Origin of the sequence: Thiomonas sp. FB-Cd, from assembly GCF_000733775.1 — a bacterium.
Taxonomy (GTDB): Bacteria; Pseudomonadota; Gammaproteobacteria; order Burkholderiales; family Burkholderiaceae_C; genus Thiomonas_A.
The window spans coordinates 2,318,945-2,334,411 of the sequence record NZ_JPOE01000002.1; the positions used below are offsets into that span (position 1 = coordinate 2,318,945).

The following is a 15,467-nucleotide window of genomic DNA, read 5'->3' on the forward strand; positions in this document are numbered from 1 at the left end:
TGGGTATCCTGAAACTCATATGAGCACGAATCTTTTTACGCGTGAGTTGATTCAGGCGGTAAGCGACTGGCAGCGGAAACCGAAGACCCGAAAGCAGCGGTATCAGCGAGCCACTGCGCTCCAAGAGCATTGCAATAAGCTACCTGAAACGTTCCGCCAGACAAGCCTGACCTGCTTCCGTCAAATGTCCTTAGACAACCAAGGCGTGTGGAAACTGCTTGGCGTTCAGGCTTTGGACGAGCAGATTTCTTCATGGACTCTGGACATGTCGGTAGCCAAGACGCTTTTTGGAGGGGTGCCGCAGGCCGACACAGGTTTGACGGAGGTGATTTTTGCGATCCTCCCGAAGCCGGAGCAAGTCGTGGTGAACTTGAAGACGCTGCTGGATAACGACCAATTCAAGTTAGCGGCTGACGCCCACAAGGCCGACATCGAATATTTCTCGGAGGGCCTTGGAAAGTACAAGAACGACCAATCGGAAATCGTTCTGAACGTGGGCGTACTGGTGGAAGCCGATGTCTGGAGTTTAGGAGGTCGCTCGAGCAGCTTCGAGGAGTTGGTGTACCGAGCGTTTCTGCTTTGCCACAATCGCGAACCGATGGACCAGAACGAGTTCAATGCGTTCCGCGCCGGAGTTTCAGAGATGGAAAGCCAGGCCGGCGCACGCTGGCTTAAACATGAGTCGACAAAGAATGTTCTGCGGCGTGTACGCCCTCGGGCCGAGGTGCTGCAGGCCATCAAGGAAGAACAAGAACGGATGTGGATAGATTCGAACGCCGAAGTCAAGGAGACATCGACCGGCGATTAGGCAAGCCATGCGCAGGCTCAAGCCTGCTTCGTCAATCCGGCCAGCAGATCGCCAGCCGTTCGAAGCGACGTCCGGCGCTTCGGTGACTTCTGTGGCGGCACCGGGCTTACAGAAGATGGCAGTTGGATCACCGCCTGCGAAGTGCTCGGGGTTGCCCCGGTCGTGGGTTTGATCTGCACTGCCGATTTGCCCAAGGCCGCTGCCAGCTCACTTTTAGCAAGATGCTGTTGGCGCAACTTATCGGCTCGCTGTTTCATCGCTTGGGCTTGCTGGAGAGGCAGCTCGAACGGGCATACGTACTCATCGGGGACGTTGCTCAACCCCAGCAATGCACGATGGCACTGTTCAACCAGTTTCCGGTCCTCTTCATAGTCCAGCGAGGCATACGCCCTGCGAAGGTGATCCATGTGAACAACGACCCTCTCTGACTAACGGCTCCACTCCCGTCGGGCCATCTTGTAAGCAACAGAAATCAAGCGAATGAGAGGTCGCTTGAGGCCGCCGGTCAATTCAACGATTTCATACGAATCTTTGAACGGGTCGATCTCCAGGCGCCCATCCATTACCACCTTCAAGTCATCCAGATAAGCGCGGTAGTCGGGATCGTCACCATCATCGGGCAGCATCACGATGGGCGAGGACAACACCCGAGCACGCTCTTCAGGCGGTCGCTTCTTCAACTTGTGAACTAAGCTGTAGTTCATGGTGAGGGTCAGGGGGAGGCCAAGGTCGGCCAATCGGGTGATCAACACCGACACTTGGCTGTTCGCGTTGCTGCTGCGAGTCACGAACTGCAGTTCATCGGTCAAGATGCCGCATGAACCATGCTGGATCATGCGAAGCTGCAGATGCCTGAGATTCGCATCGGAACGGGCCTCGTACTCATGGTCGAGTCCAATCTCTCGGGCAACCAAGGTGTACATCTCTGCCTTGCCGATGTTGGACCGAATCGGCAAATGAATGATGGGTTTGATCGGGAACGGTGGAAGTTCGGCGCACAGCTTAATTTTGTCGGTCCCATGTAGAAGCCGGGCGATCGCAAGCAGAAGGGCTGACTTTCCCACGCCGGGCTGCCCTGTTAACACGGTGATGCGCGGGTCGGGTGCCAAACTGACCTGACCCATGGAAGCGCGGATGAACTGCTCTTCACTGCCGTAGTGCAACACAGCATGCGCTGTCACAGGGCCCATGACTTGCCTGATGATCTGCACGTGCTGATCGGACGCACGGTACGGCACTTTCAGCGCTGCCTGAAGAATCTCGACCGCAAGCTCAATGGGAATTTCATCGATGGAGCTAACGGGGACTGGCCTAATTCGAACCGCCTGCTTCAGCGCTTGATCCGACGCGGGAAGGGTGACACTTTGAATCCAGGGTGTTTGCCTCATATTTACCTTATGCCGTTTGCTTCAAACGCTTGACTTCATCCCTCTTCTCAGGGGTACGGTCTTTGGGGCGGCCTCGACGGGTCTGACCAGAGAACCATTCCTTGCCTGTCTGCAACTTGAAATCCTCTTGTTCGCCAACCCGTTCAGCAACGACACTGCGTTTTTGTCGAGTCGCCATCTTGCTGCGAGCTTTGGCAATCTGTTCCGCCTCAATGTCGGTAGCCGGCAAAGCGTCATCGTATTCATGACCGGTGGCCGCCAGTTCGATCAATTCACCGCCGAACTCAACCCATGCAAACAAGGGCACCAAGGGGATCACGTATCCCTTCAAAGCGGTTTTCTCGGTGTATCGAACGATTGCCGCACCCAGAGTCCTGTAGTGCGACTCGGGCACAAGGTAGCGATGGCCGCGGAACCACAGCATTCCATCCTGTGCATGCAGTTCAACCGGCTTCAAAAAGCTACGAACGGCATCGGCAAATGAGACGTCGAGCAAACTGCTGCGCCCGCGCTTGACCATATACCGATAGAGATCATTCGGACTGGAGACCTTGTCCTCAACCACGGCCCGATCCGGAGCACGGCGTGAGACATCGTCACTCCGATTTTTGCGAACGGTCTGGAAAATTTCTCGCTGCATCAACTCAATGACTGTCAAGTTACTGAGTCGGTACTCCGGGGCTCCCAACTTTCGATGAGACCTTGCGTGCTTGGACTCCACGGTGGCGTTGCTCTTGGGCTGGTAGGACGGGGTTCCCTCAGAAACTACGACCCATTTGTCCAACTCTCTTCTCACGGCCATGCTGCCACCAGGTCCTCTATCCGCAACCAAACTGGAGGGCAATCCAACGGACGGCCAATCGTCTTCGTCAATCTTGATCCCCATAAGACGTCCAAACTCTGGCTTGGGAATGACCGCACAGAACAACGCCATCTTGTAAGCATCGGCATCTTCACCGCCTAAGGAGAAGCCGACACCCAGAGTTTTTCCCACTACGGCGTCCACCAGTTCAACCTTCTTCAATGGCGGAAGATGAGTATCTGAGAGGTAACTTTTGGGACGCTCAAGAACCTGGGCAGCATCCATATGCGCACGCTCACCCACGTAATACAGGCCATCCATGATCTTGCCCATGTTCGGCTGATATTCGTTTCGCATCCGGACATCGCCAAGCAGGACCCGCTTGACTTCATCGCGACCGATGATCTTGTAAAGGTAGTAATAGAACTTGTCAGGCGAGGGAAAGGGTAAACCATCCGGGTGGTAAGTCTCAGAATCCCCGTTAGGAAGCTTTCGACGTTTGCAGCCGAATTCACGACGCAAGATGACGGGAATGACAGCTCCCAGTGTTCCTGCCGATTTCGCATGCTTCCGAAACCCATCGACAATCTTCTTGATCATGTCTGGGGTCGTCCGATGTTTGTATTTGCAACCGTATTCTTCGCTGGGGCGGCCCAACAGCGAGTGCTCATACAGGGGCGACAAGCGGTCCCAGCGTCCGCAGCGAAAACGCGGCGGCAACAAGACCCACATTCTTCTGTCGAAAACCAGATACAAATAAAACCAGAGTCGAAATCGTGTTTCGTGGGTTTGAGTCGGCAGACTCTTGCGAGCAAATTTGTTCAGTTCGATGTCGGGATGGTCGGCTGTAAAAATGACATCCATCGCATCGATCGCCGGGCGGATTCGCACCAAGCGATCGACGACCTCATCTCGAGGCGAACGCTGCGACTTTCCATTCGCCTTCAGCATGGCGGGTTCTGCGTCCAAATCACGCCCTTCGATGTCCTGAAGCCAAGGAGGCATCGCGCCATCCTTGATGGTCAGGACCAGCGCGGGCCCATGTCCCCGAGCGTCCACGTTCAGACCCTGTTCGAAGTCATGTCGAGACAACACATGAAGGGTTGCATTGCGTTGGCGCTCTGCGGAGCGCTTCATCGGGTGCTCATGAAATGCCACCAGCAGCACCCGCTCCTTGCGAACAGTCGTCTGCAACAGGTAATAGATAACTCCCTTTTTGAGGGATTTGAATCCCTCAGGAGCCGTGACAATCGTGGTCATGATGAGCGCTTGAACCAGTCCGCAAACTCAACCAGAACATCTCTGGTTTCCGGAATCATGGGGTGATCAGGCAAGCAACGTCGGTACAAATCCACTCGGATACGTCGTTCATAGATGGCGTGCTCAAGGCAATGAAGAACAAGTTGGGGGTTGACACCTGATTTGGCAAAGTCAACCATCACGTCGATGGGGGGATTGCCCTTTTCGAACGCCTCACCCAAAGCCATCAAGATCTCGGCATGCAACACTTCGTTGATCATGGGCAACTGCGCATGCCGAATGAACAGATAACGAAGATTCTCCCGAAGCCCTTTGGGTATCTCTGCTCTAGAAACCCTGACGATTCGAATATTGAGTTCACGCAGGTACTCTCGATATACGCGCTCCCTCGCCTCTGCTTCCTTTAGCGCCTTGGGCGAGTGGCGCTTGGTGTAATCACCAGGTCCAGGTTTTCCATGGTCTTCCGGGCTGGACTTGATGTCCCATGAAACGCAGTAAGGACCTATGGCATCTTCCTAATTCCGTGACCTAAATCGCCAAGAATCTCCATAACTTGTTGATTCATAACGGTTAAATCGCTAGAATAGCGTCTTTGTCTTCTCACCCGGCGGGTGAGTTTTCGGGGGAATGCTGTGGGGTTTGGATTTCGCGTCAAGCAACTTGGTTATGACCTCACGCCTGTGGCTGGTCTGGCTCTTGTCGGTCACCATCTCAAGCGCCTCGATCCCCTGTTCAAACGCCTGGACGCCCAGTGGCCTTGCCGCGGCGGGTTGCCGCCCAGCACCTTGATGCGCAGCTATGTCGGCTTGCTCGCCCAGAGCAAGAGCGACTTCGATGCCATCGAAGGCTTTCGAGGCGATCGTTTCTTCCGGGAAGCGCTGGGCCTGGCCGGGGTGCCGTCTGCGCCCACCCTGCGCCAACGCCTGGATGCGCAGGCCGCCCTGTGGTTTGACTTCCCCTCCCAGGCGATTGAAGCGCTGCTGCGCAAGAGCCAACCGGACTATGGCCTTTTGCCTTGCGGTTATGTGCCACTGGACATCGACACCTTCGCGATGGACAACTCGGGCACGGCCAAGGACGGGGTGAGTCGCACCTATGCGGGTGTGGATGGCTACTGCCCGCTGGCAGCCTACCTGGGCACGCAGGGGTTTTGCCTGGAGTTCGCCCTGCGGCCGGGCGCGCAGCACTCGGCCGCGGAGACGACCTACAACCTCCAGACGGTCGTGCCCATGGCGCAGCGCCTGTCGAGCGCAGGCCCCAAGGCGCCGATTCTCGTGCGCATGGATGCAGGGTTTTGCTCGGCCGCCTTGATGTCCGAGCTGCAGCGCTGCAACACAGCGGGACTGCCCCGGGTGGACTTCCTGATCAAGTGGAATCCCCGCAAGACCGATCCTCTGGAGGTCCTGCAGCGGCAGGAACGGCACGAAGCGGTGGTGTGGCAGCATCCGCGCCCCGGCAAGCGTGTGGCGGTATGGGAGATCGCCGTGCAGGTTCAAGGCATTGCCCACCCCCTGCGCCGGATCGTGCGGATCACGGAGCGCACCATCGATGCCCGGGGCCAGCAGTTCCTGGTCCCCGAGGTCATCCTGGAGGGCTGGACGACGACCTTGCCTGCGGCCCTCAGCGCCGAGGCGATCCTCAACCTGTACGCCGGGCACGCCACGCACGAGCAGTTCCATGCAGAATTCAAAACCGACATGGATCTGGAGCGCCTGCCCTCGGGGAAGTTCGACACGAACTATCTGGTCTGTCAACTTGCAGCGCTGACGATGAACGTGCTGCGCCTCATGGGTCAGCAAGGGCTGCTGGGGCCGCATGCACCGGTGCGCCATGCGGCCAAGCGACGGCGTCTGAAGACGGTGATCCAGGAACTGGTCATCCGCGCAGCACGCGTGATCAACCATGGCGGGCGGCTGTGGTTGGGACTGGGTGCCAACGACAAGGCGGCCCGGGCCTTTTGCGATCTGCATGCGCAGTTCGCTGCCAGCGGCTGAAGCCGCGCACCGAGCGCTCCCAGCACTCCAGGGTGCCGACCGCAAGGACTCGGCAGGCAAGCGGCTGCGCGCCTTCCGCTCCAAACGGCCGATCCAGGGCGAAAATCGCCTGCACACGACCCCACAAACCGCTGCACCACGGGAATCAAAGCGTGAATCCGCGAGAAATCTGGAAAATCGGACTGTCACGAGCAGATCTCACGTCAAAGCATTATCTGAAGTCACGGATTCTGGAGAGAGATTTCTCGGTGTCTTGGACTCTCCGGGGATCAGGGCAGATTTGAACAGCAGCGATAAAGCGCCGGCCATGTCAAAACGATGGCTCCGTCATCAAAGTTAGGTGGCGCAAAACCGGCACGAACCCCAACACTGCGGCGAAGGTACCAAGTGGTTTAAATCTGGTGTTTATGACGCTAATTGCTCAGAACGCCTAGGCTGATGCGCCGACGCTAGCGCGACCACAACGCTCCTGTCAGCCCCCGCAAAACCGCCAATCCTCGACGGACTCTATTTTGCTCCGACGGAATTTATTTCTTTCGATCAAAGCTGGTGTTCTCGCCAATTAAAGTCGAAAACAGGGCCCAAGCATTGGCGCGGCTTGCGCGCCCGCCGCGTTTCTTGGTCTCTCGCCTAAAGTCGAAAACACTGCGCCGTGTCAAACGTTGGATCAGCGCATCGGCGCAAATATTGTCGAAAACTTCGAGATACTGCACACATTACTTCAGACGCCATCAAAAGGTGCGTTTTCAATGACGCAATCGCTAGGGAAGCGCTGAAGAAGTGGCCTTTTTGAAGAACCAGGCGGTGTCCATGGTTGCGAATCGCTCAAAAAATGAGCATTTTGGGGTCAGGAAGGCCGCTGCACGGCTGAAAACAGGGGGCGAACGCCGCCCTTTGGCTCATTTTTCATGCAGCGGACGCACCTCGGGTGTCGAAGTTCAAAATCAGCCGGCGCGCCAGCACCAGGTTCGCCATGCCGAACAGCGTGTGCAACTGCGCCGTGTTCTTCGCCAGGCCGCGGTAGCGGGTCTTGCGGTGCCGAAACAGGTTCTTCACGACATGGAACGGGTGCTCGACCTTGGCGCGGATGCTGGCCTTGATCTGCTCGACCCACTCCAGCTTTTGCTCCCAGCCGTGGCCGGCCAGCGCGCGGCGCTTGCCGGGGCGCATCGCCACGTGCCACGTCACCGGAACGCCGATGTTCTCCTCGCGCTTGTCCACGCCCTGGTAGCCGGCGTCACCGAATGCGTGCTCCTCGTCGCCATGCAGCAGGTCCTGCGCCTGGGTCACGTCAGCCACGTTGGCGGCGGTGCCGATGACCGTGTGCACCAAGCCGGACTCGGCGTCCACACCGATGTGGGCCTTCATGCCGAAGTGCCACTCGTTGCCTTTCTTGGCCTGATGCATATCCGGGTCGCGCTCGCCCTTCGCGTTCTTGGTCGACGGCGGCGCCTCGATGATCGTGGCATCGACCACCGTGCCGCGGCGCAGGAACAGCCCCTTGGCTGCCAGGTGCGCGTTGATGGTCGTGAAGATGGTCTCGGTCAGCTGCTTGTCTTCGAGCAGGCGGCGGAACTTGAGCAGCGTCGTGGCGTCGGGCGCCGTCTCGCGGCCCAGATCGATCCCCACGAAGCGCCGGATCGCCTGACTGTCGTAGATAGCGTCCTCGATCCCCTCGTCGGACAGCCCGAAGCAGTTCTGTGCGATGTACATGCGCAGCATGCGCTCAAGCCCGATCGGCGGGCGACCACGGCCTTCGCCCTTCGGGTAGTGGCCCGCAATCGCCGCCACCAGTTCGCTCCATGGCGTCATGGTCTCGATCTCCGCCAGGAAGCGGTCGCGTCGCGTCAGCCGCTTCTTGCTCGCGTACTCGTACTCGGAAAAGCTCGTCTGCATCGTCGTTCCTCGCGCCCTGTGGCGCCCAGGATCATTGTTCCAGTTCGTTCCTCGTCCGGCCAGCGCGCGACGCCGGCCGCCGGGAATTGATCAGTGTTTCCCTAGTAGCGCGCCCTGCCTTCCCTGTCGACGCAAGAGTCCCTGTTGCTCAAGATGGCGCACGAGCACCTGCGGGCGCTGCTCCTCCGAAGCTGTGCAAGGCCCCGGAGGGGTTCTTCGAACAGGCTGAGCGCAGCCTTGGACCCGGGACTCAGCGAAGCTGGAGCGCGCTTGGCTGAACAAGGTGCGCGTCATGCCGACCAGCCAACCGCTGCTGCCACCCGAGGTTGGTCCGTCCGTGTTTGAGACGGTGGCGAACGCGTTGTTCGAAAACCGCCTGCTCGACATTGTGTACCGCAATGCCGCCGGGCGGACCGTCGAGGCGAGCGTCATGCCTCTGGGACTGGCCCAGCAGGGTCCGCGCCTGTACCTCGTGTGGCGCTTCGATGGCTACGACAACGAGCGCAATCTCGCGCTGCATCGCATCGCTAAGATCACCGCGTCGACCCTGACCTTCGAGTACCCAAAAGATTTCGATCTTGCGCATTACGACGCCGATGGGCGCTTCGGATACGGCGATGGCGAGAAGGTCCGGCTGACGTTCAGGATCGACAAGGAAGCGGGCTTCCACCTCACCGAGTCCGAGTCGCCGCTGTCGAAGGACCAGAGCGTGGTCGAGCATGAGCACTGTTATGAGATCAGCGCGACGGTTGGGGATTCGGTTATGCTGGAATGGTGACTGAGGGGTTTGGGGATGCACTATGTGGGGACGTCACGCGGGTGCCACTCGGCAAGGACGTCCGCGGCGTGAATCCGCGCTGACGATGAAATGAAAAACGAACATACAGAGACAGAGACTGAGGCGACAGGCCGGATCGGCGCCGTCAGCGCAGGTGTCCACGCCCGGGAATTGCTGAACCGTGTCACGCTGCGCCGCAAGGTGGTCAGCGAGACTTTTGCGCGCGTCGCGCCGGAGTTGGCACCGGACTTCGAGTTCTTTCGCTACGCGCGGCTGGACGAGAACGCGCTTTCGGCGATCTTCGCGGAGATGCTCAGGCCTGAGGGTTCGCACGGGCAGGGGCAGACTTTTCTACGGTTGTTCCTGGAAACAGTAGGCCTGGATACCCTGAGTCCGCCGCCCGCTGTCGATGTCGAAACGGAGTCTCAGGCTAATGGCCAACGCCGAATCGACATCGTCGTGCGGGCCGACAAATTCGTGATCGTGATTGAGAACAAGCCGTGGGCCTGGGACCAAGACGACCAGCTTCGCGACTATGCGGCGTTTGTTCGCTCGCTACCGGGAGTGGGCGAAAACTGGTGGATGGTCTACCTTTCCAACCGAGAGCCCGAGGAACGCAGCTTGCCCGCACACGAGCGCAAAGTGATGGTTGAAGACGGGCATCTCGTTGAGGTCGATTTCCGGCAAGTCGCGGCCTGGGTCGAGGCGTGTGCCAAGGAAACGCGTGCCTTGCGGGTTCGCGTCTTTCTGGAGGAGCTTGGGAAATTCGTCCGGCACGACATCAACGGGGAATTGCAATTGAATGAAGATGAAGAGGTGAAGAAGGTCGCTCTCGCATCGTCGGAAAGCATCGAGTCGACCATGGCGTTGACCCGGGCTATGAGTGGTGTCAGGATCGAACTCCTGCGGCAGTTGCGCGACGGTATTCATGAGCAGATCAAGCGGCGCGAGCAGGGGGTGCAACTGGTCTGGGAGACGGCTGCCCTGGAGTCGTTCAAGCGAGGCGCGGGGTTCGGGTTCAAGCTCCACGACGACCAGGATATTCAACTTCGGTTTCAGTTTGAGCGATCCGGCCTGAACGGATTTTCTTGGGGATTTCGTCGTGATGACGAATCCACAATGAGTGACCCAACCCGGTGGGAGAATATCTCGAGAACCATGAGTCGCCATGCTGGAGGAGGCAAGGCTTCCCCATGGTGGCCGTGGTACTCAGACGTCCCGGACTCACGCTTCGACGCGTCGTATCGCGATTGGGAGTGGTCGCCGAAACCATGGGTGGATATCCATAGCGGTTCGCTGGCGAGAAGGCTGGTGGAATGCGCCCTTGAGGTCTACAGTGTTTTCGATATTGCACTGCTCCGGCCGGGGTGGGGCCGTATGGTCATAGGCTGAAGTGCGCCCTGTTGCGTCAGGCTGCGATGGACGGCGCGCAGTGCGGCGAGCGCACCAAGGGCTAAGCCAACGCCCTGATCAGCCGCGACAGCGTCATCGCTCGGGTTGATCCTCCCCTCCTTGGCCGAGTGGCGGGAGCGCGTCGCAGCGCTGAAGCCCACAGATCGCGAGGAAGTTGGAGACAAACGATACATGGGCACAGAAATTTGGTACCCCGCTCAAATTTCAACCGACAAGCAACATCCTCGTTACCGGTAGTGGGAATCGCTCCTGACAATGACCTCGGCCTGTTTCAATCCGAAGGCTGCTTTAAGCGCATCGATGATCACGGGCTGCTGCAAGCGACGATCGGCATACAGGACGAAGCGTCGCGCTGGTGTCTCGTAAACAATTCGACCGCGCGGCCATTCGTCGTACTCGGTTGATGCAATACAAGCTGGATAGCCTGCCAGCGCAAGCCCAGCCCCGCCTAGATCCTGCCACTCTTGCCAGCGGTCATAGTGACCGGCAGCATGGGTGATGCACTCCGCATAGGGCTCCGCATTGTCCAATGTCGAACGGTCGACAACCAGAACCCCCGCCACGCGCCAGAAGATCCCGACGGCTGGTTGTGTGGGGGCGACTGCAGCGTTGGGAGTAATGATGATCGTCAAGGGACCGTCAGCGGCTAAACATCAGCGACGGGGCGCACGGAACCGAAACCGTGAGGGTCTCTTTGTTCCATTTCACGCCTCGGCCCGCAGCCACAATCGTTGGCCGAGTGTACACCGCGAAAGCCCGCAAAACGCCTGGAAAGACGTGTCTGTGACATGCATCGAGGGCGGGTCGCATCGGCCCATGCGATTCAGCGGTGCCGAAGGACGGCTTCGATGGCGCTTCGCAAGCAGCGCTCCATTTCCAGTGCTGGAGGGGCGGGGGAGCTGTTGCCCTTGCCACGATGTTCGACACCGGCGATCCGGTCGGCCGTAAGAGCAAACGCGATGGTTGAAACACGTACTCCGTGGATGTCGCGGATCGAGAACACGCGCCAATCGCCGCGAAAGCAGTCCTTCCAGAAGTCTGCAACACAGTGCTCCATGGCATGCCCCTCCTCGTGCAAGGCTTGGCCACTGAGGAGCTCGATGGCGAGCAGTTCACCGAACTGCACTTGCTCATTCAGTAGTGACGGCCACGAGGCCAGACGTCCATCAGGCTCGAAGGGGGCAGTCTCGTCAAGCCAACAGTGGATGGCGTCGAGCGCCTTTGCCACGCCCCTTTCTATCAGGATGTTGCGAAGGACCGAAATCCCTTCCGCGCGGCACCCGCAACCGAGATGGTCGGCGTAGGCACTGAAAACCAACCCGAAGGCACTATCGTCCTCGTCCTCCTGAAGGTATTCGGCCAACCGTCGAACGCGCGCCACGTCCAGCGTGCGAGCAACGCTCTCGACGAGTTCACGATCATCGATCCATCCCAACCCTGCCAGCCCGTTCACGAGATCTGCCAGATCCGCGCTGTCTTCGAATTTCGGCGCACCCGGAAGGCAGGCATCGAAGAGCCAGGCTACAGCCCTCGCCCGCTCGGCACATCGATTGACGACGTCGGGCGTCTGACGCATCCGTCGGATCGCCGCTGGGCGAACTCCAAAGGACCGCGCGATCGCCGGAAGCAGCCGCTGAGCGAGGTCGATGCAGTGCACCAGCTCATGCGAGGGCTCGGCGCCACCCGCAGAAGGGTTGCCTAGCAATAGAGGTTCAATCCAGTCAAAGGACCAGATGGCTTGAAGGCGGTACAGCCTCTGGGGCTGAGGCCACGCGATATAGTGGTTGTAGTCCCCAACGGTCACCGGACGATGAGCCAGCCGGCTGAGCTGACGCAGGACATGCGGATCAAGACGTGACAGAAACTCGCGCGTCGCCCCTCGTAGCCTCCTGCGCGTCTCTTCGACTGCGGCCTGCATTGCCTCGTCCATGGGTTCACGGACATCGACCCAGTCGAAAGCTTCGCGCACCAATTCGTCGGCCGGCTCGAGCGTCGCGGCGCGTAGTGCCACGGCGCGGTACTCTGGCGGGAACAACCATTGACCTTGCAGGCGATCTTTCAACGCGCTCCAGTCGCTTGCTCCGGACTGCAGTGCTGCTGAGAACGCCTGCAGGAATTCCGTCGTCGGTTCGGTCAGGTCGAACACACTCCAGGCCATCAGCGGACCCGAGCGCATTTCGAGCCAGAGCCAGAGGTGCTTCGTCGATGCCTCCGGGCCATTGCGCCGGTCGGCCCTTCGCGCTTCCAGCCAGAACGCTTGCCGGATGGCAGGCAGCGGCAACGGCAGCGAGTCGACACAGAGCATCGTGGTGAGTGGCGCCTGGCTTTGCACGACCGAAGTGCGGGTTCAGACGAAGCCGGCCCGCCGAACGGGCATGTGCTTCAAGGAGCATTCGCGCTCCAGCAGCGCCCGGGCCTGTTCCGGCCTCAGGTCATCGAAGCCGATCTTGAGGTCGACGCAGCGCAGCGCCGCCGGGTCGACCCGCTCCAGCAGATTGGCCGTTGCAATGAGCGCCCCCTCGATGGCGTCCAGTTGCATGAGCACCTCGTTGAGCTGAGTGACCTCCCAGTTACGCGCGGCGTATTGCCGATCCTGGATCAGCCCGTCGACTTCGTCGATCATCAGGGTTGCCCCTTCGCGCTGCGCATCCAGAAATGCGCGGGCGATCAGCTTCTCCGATTCCCCGACGTACCTGGACAGCAAGTCCGAGGCACGGCACGCGTGCAGGGTGGGGCCGCGCTGCCTGGCGCGGTGTAGCGCGTAGGCGCTCTTGCGCGTCCCCGCTGGGCCGTAAAGGCAGATTCTTGCCGCGCCCGCATCGCTCACCACACCGGCCACTTGTTCGAGATCGGAATTGGCATGCGCAAGCGCCGTGTCGTCAGCCTTGTCGAGCTCTGCGTATCGCTGGGTGGGGTAACAGGTTGACTCCTTGCCGGGTGGCGTCGGCGGCACCGCTGAGCGACAAGGTGCCGCCGCGGCGATCATTTGAACCCTATGGCACGCTTGGGCGCGTGCTTGATCGCGCACTCGGCTTCGAGAGCTTCTGCGAGTGCCATCGTCGTGGCGATGGGACGGAACCGATGCTGACGCATGACAGCGGCGAAGTCCCCCGGGGTGAGCGTTGCCGGCAGGCTCAGGCGGGCCATGTCGTCCGTAGGCGGGATGTCGATCCCCAGTACCGCACACGCTTGAGAAAACAGCGCCCGGGCCTGCGCCGCGTCGAGATAGCCGAACTTCACCTTGAGGTCAAAGCGTCGCAGCGCGGCTTCATCGAGGTCGTCCATCAAGTTGGTGGATGCAATGAACACGCCGTTGAATGACTCCATCTGCGTCAGCATCTCGTTCACGAGTGACGTCTCCCAGGAGCGCTCGGCTCGAAGGCGACTGCGCAGGAAGCTGTCGACCTCGTCAATGAGGAGCACCGCACCGTCGGCCTCGGCTTCGCGGAATGCCTTGGCGATGTTCTTCTCGTTATCGCCAAGCCATTTGCTCAGAAGGTCCGAGGCCCGGCGCACGTACAGCGGTCGATCGAGTTGCTGGGCAAGCCAGCGCGCATAGGCCGTCTTCCCCGTCCCAGGCGGGCCATACAAGCACATGCGTGCACTCTCCGAGCGGCGGATGCCCTCGACCAACTCCACAAGATCAGCATCAGCATGCACGTCTTGCGGGTCATACCCTTCGGGCAACCCCGCCATGGGGTTGGGCGCAAGAGCTGCGTGACCCTGCGCCTGCAGCGTATGGCTGACCAGGCGCAGGAGTGCCTTCGGCCGTGCCGCGACCGCCAACTCGCTACCGACCGCCTCCACCACGCTTGCGGCGCGCGTCAGCACAGCAGGGGCCAGCGTCTCGCATTCGGCCAGATTGCGCAGCGTGGACTCATCAACCAGCGAGCCGCACGCCTTTTGCACGATTCGCGTGCGCACCGACAGCGGCGGAATGGGGACCTGAATGACGAGATCAAAGCGTCGCACATAGGCCGGATCAAGACCCTGAATGGAGTTTGTCAGCCACAGCGTCGGTGCCTGATTGGCTTCCAGGGCCTTGTTGACCCAGCCCTTGCGGTTGCTGGTGTTGTTGGTCTTTGCGCCGCGTTGCGTCCAGAGAATGCGCGGCTCCGCCACTTCGAAGACATCCTCCACCTCGTCAAAGAGAACCAGCACCTCGCGCTGGGCGAGAAAGCGCTGGGCAGCCTGGTACGCACGCAGTCGCCGCGCGCCGCCAATCGGGTCGCCATCGTTGTCCTCGGCGGAGACCTCAAAGAGCTCGCACCCGATGTCAGCTGCAAGAACGCGTGCCAGCTCCGTCTTTCCCGTTCCCGGCGGCCCATAGACGAGCACGTTGACGCCTGTCTTGCGCTCTCGCAGCGCCACGCGAAGGTATTGCCTCAGCACCTGGAGGTCCAGTCCGAGATGCGGAAAGTCGTCGAGGCGCAACGTCGGCGCCGAACTCGGAGCCACGGAGCCGCGAAGCAGCGACAGCGGCTCGACATCCGGCGACAGGATGAAGTCGCTGAACTGGTCCGAGAGCATCTCGAGTTTTCCGGTCAACTGCTCGTGGCTGCCGCGGGAAAGGGTCAGCAATCCGGACTGGGCCAACTGCCCGCGTGGCGCCAGCGCCTGGCGAATGGCGGCTTCGGGTTGATCCAGAATCACGGCCAATGCCGCAACCGCCTTGTTGCTGTTCAGCGAACCCAGGCAGTCCGCGGTGTCATCCAGCACCCGGTGTGCATGCAGCATGCTGGCAAGCTCCAGCAATGCGCACTCAGTTGCGTTGAGCTGGATGAGGTCAGCAAGCTTGGCAACGTTCGCACTCAGGGCTGGTGGTGGGTGCGTGTGGGCTGCCTCCTCTTCGGCTCGTTGCCAAAGAGGCTCAAGGGCCAGGCGAACCTGTCGTGCCTGCGCATCAACCGAGTGCGCATCGTCAAACTCGACCTCCAGGCCGAGCAAGGCAAGGGTCTCGTGTTCGTTCAACGATTCCTTGTGCAGCGCCCTTGCGCCATTGAGCGGCACCAGGATGCGCAACATCCAAAGCTTCACGATGGGCTCAGTGGCAGCCGATCCCTCCGAAGGACCCAGAGACGAGCGGTGAAAGCGGGGACGTGGCATGACGGGCTCCATGGACGATGCG

General features: G+C 60.0%; 14 protein-coding genes. 4 read left to right on the forward strand and 10 right to left on the reverse strand.

Annotated features, from left to right (window positions below; genetic code table 11):
* Window positions 1–19: 19 nt before the first annotated feature.
* Window positions 20–808: a hypothetical protein gene (locus CD04_RS0111250; protein WP_031406815.1), complete on the forward strand. Its 789-nt coding sequence runs from the start codon at window positions 20–22 to the stop codon at window positions 806–808.
* Window positions 809–825: 17 nt separating this feature from the next.
* On the opposite strand, the gene CD04_RS23730 is transcribed toward CD04_RS0111250, so the two are convergent.
* From CD04_RS23730 to CD04_RS0111270, 4 genes are read right to left on the reverse strand one after another with little or no spacing between them, the layout of a single operon-like run.
* Window positions 826–1,215: a hypothetical protein gene (locus CD04_RS23730; RefSeq protein WP_156030237.1), complete on the reverse strand. Its 390-nt coding sequence runs from the start codon at window positions 1,213–1,215 to the stop codon at window positions 826–828.
* A 21-nt stretch (window positions 1,216–1,236) separates the two neighbouring features.
* The gene (locus CD04_RS0111260; RefSeq protein ID WP_031406820.1) at window positions 1,237–2,196 is read right to left on the reverse strand and encodes an AAA family ATPase; all 960 of its coding nucleotides are present in this window, start codon (window positions 2,194–2,196) and stop codon (window positions 1,237–1,239) included.
* Between the two features lie 7 nt (window positions 2,197–2,203).
* The gene (locus CD04_RS0111265; RefSeq protein WP_031406822.1) at window positions 2,204–4,258 is read right to left on the reverse strand and encodes a hypothetical protein; all 2,055 of its coding nucleotides are present in this window, start codon (window positions 4,256–4,258) and stop codon (window positions 2,204–2,206) included.
* Window positions 4,255–4,518, reverse strand: a complete 264-nt coding sequence (locus tag CD04_RS0111270) for a hypothetical protein (protein WP_031406824.1) — start codon at window positions 4,516–4,518, stop codon at window positions 4,255–4,257. Before CD04_RS0111270 ends, CD04_RS0111265 begins: the two co-directional genes overlap by 4 nt.
* 372 nt (window positions 4,519–4,890) lie before the next feature.
* Between CD04_RS0111270 and CD04_RS0111275 the strand changes: the two genes are divergently transcribed.
* Entirely contained in the window at window positions 4,891–6,252 is a 1,362-nt protein-coding gene (locus tag CD04_RS0111275; protein WP_031406827.1) for an IS1380 family transposase, read from the forward strand.
* Between the two features lie 527 nt (window positions 6,253–6,779).
* Here the strand turns inward: CD04_RS0111275 and CD04_RS0111280 are convergent.
* Both CD04_RS0111280 and CD04_RS0111285 read right to left on the reverse strand, forming a co-directional pair.
* Entirely contained in the window at window positions 6,780–6,965 is a 186-nt protein-coding gene (locus tag CD04_RS0111280; RefSeq protein WP_031406829.1) for a hypothetical protein, read from the reverse strand.
* Between the two features lie 193 nt (window positions 6,966–7,158).
* Window positions 7,159–8,148: an IS5 family transposase gene (locus tag CD04_RS0111285; protein ID WP_031406831.1), complete on the reverse strand. Its 990-nt coding sequence runs from the start codon at window positions 8,146–8,148 to the stop codon at window positions 7,159–7,161.
* A gap of 292 nt (window positions 8,149–8,440) precedes the next feature.
* Here CD04_RS0111285 and CD04_RS24615 point away from each other — a divergent pair, with 292 nt between their 5' ends.
* Both CD04_RS24615 and CD04_RS0111295 read left to right on the forward strand, forming a co-directional pair.
* Window positions 8,441–8,926 carry a YafY family protein gene (locus tag CD04_RS24615; RefSeq protein ID WP_051849124.1) on the forward strand — a complete coding sequence of 162 codons (486 nt, stop codon included), beginning with the start codon at window positions 8,441–8,443 and terminating at the stop codon, window positions 8,924–8,926.
* Window positions 8,927–9,163: 237 nt separating this feature from the next.
* Window positions 9,164–10,318, forward strand: a complete 1,155-nt coding sequence (locus CD04_RS0111295) for a PD-(D/E)XK nuclease family protein (RefSeq protein WP_197033085.1) — start codon at window positions 9,164–9,166, stop codon at window positions 10,316–10,318.
* Window positions 10,319–10,566: 248 nt separating this feature from the next.
* Here CD04_RS0111295 and CD04_RS0111300 read toward each other — a convergent pair whose 3' ends face one another.
* The 4 genes from CD04_RS0111300 to CD04_RS0111315 all read right to left on the reverse strand — a co-directional run bounded on the left by CD04_RS0111300 (window position 10,567) and on the right by CD04_RS0111315 (window position 15,445).
* Window positions 10,567–10,971 carry a hypothetical protein gene (locus CD04_RS0111300; RefSeq protein ID WP_051849125.1) on the reverse strand — a complete coding sequence of 135 codons (405 nt, stop codon included), beginning with the start codon at window positions 10,969–10,971 and terminating at the stop codon, window positions 10,567–10,569.
* Window positions 10,972–11,162: 191 nt separating this feature from the next.
* Complete coding sequence (locus CD04_RS0111305; protein ID WP_156030239.1) at window positions 11,163–12,644, reverse strand: PcfJ domain-containing protein; 1,482 nt, start codon at window positions 12,642–12,644, stop codon at window positions 11,163–11,165.
* 42 nt (window positions 12,645–12,686) lie between these two features.
* Window positions 12,687–13,325 carry an ATP-binding protein gene (locus CD04_RS0111310; RefSeq protein ID WP_031406839.1) on the reverse strand — a complete coding sequence of 213 codons (639 nt, stop codon included), beginning with the start codon at window positions 13,323–13,325 and terminating at the stop codon, window positions 12,687–12,689.
* A complete protein-coding gene (locus tag CD04_RS0111315) occupies window positions 13,322–15,445 on the reverse strand; it encodes an AAA family ATPase (RefSeq protein ID WP_081858008.1) in 2,124 nt (707 codons plus the stop codon). The genes CD04_RS0111310 and CD04_RS0111315 overlap by 4 nt, the downstream gene beginning before the upstream one ends.
* Window positions 15,446–15,467 lie beyond the last annotated feature (22 nt).

Excerpts from the sequence above, each read along its gene's own strand:
- CD04_RS0111305 (WP_156030239.1), bottom strand. The coding sequence starts at position 12,644 with ATGCTCTGTGTCGACTCGCTGCCGTTGCCGCTGCCTGCCATCCGGCAA.
- CD04_RS0111285 (WP_031406831.1), bottom strand. The coding sequence starts at position 8,148 with ATGCAGACGAGCTTTTCCGAGTACGAGTACGCGAGCAAGAAGCGGCTG.
- CD04_RS0111310 (WP_031406839.1), bottom strand. The coding sequence starts at position 13,325 with ATGATCGCCGCGGCGGCACCTTGTCGCTCAGCGGTGCCGCCGACGCCA.
- CD04_RS24615 (WP_051849124.1), top strand. The coding sequence starts at position 8,441 with ATGCCGACCAGCCAACCGCTGCTGCCACCCGAGGTTGGTCCGTCCGTG.
- CD04_RS0111250 (WP_031406815.1), top strand. The coding sequence starts at position 20 with ATGAGCACGAATCTTTTTACGCGTGAGTTGATTCAGGCGGTAAGCGAC.
- CD04_RS0111270 (WP_031406824.1), bottom strand. The coding sequence starts at position 4,518 with ATGATCAACGAAGTGTTGCATGCCGAGATCTTGATGGCTTTGGGTGAG.
- CD04_RS0111260 (WP_031406820.1), bottom strand. The coding sequence starts at position 2,196 with ATGAGGCAAACACCCTGGATTCAAAGTGTCACCCTTCCCGCGTCGGAT.
- CD04_RS0111265 (WP_031406822.1), bottom strand. The coding sequence starts at position 4,258 with ATGACCACGATTGTCACGGCTCCTGAGGGATTCAAATCCCTCAAAAAG.
- CD04_RS23730 (WP_156030237.1), bottom strand. The coding sequence starts at position 1,215 with ATGGATCACCTTCGCAGGGCGTATGCCTCGCTGGACTATGAAGAGGAC.
- CD04_RS0111315 (WP_081858008.1), bottom strand. The coding sequence starts at position 15,445 with ATGCCACGTCCCCGCTTTCACCGCTCGTCTCTGGGTCCTTCGGAGGGA.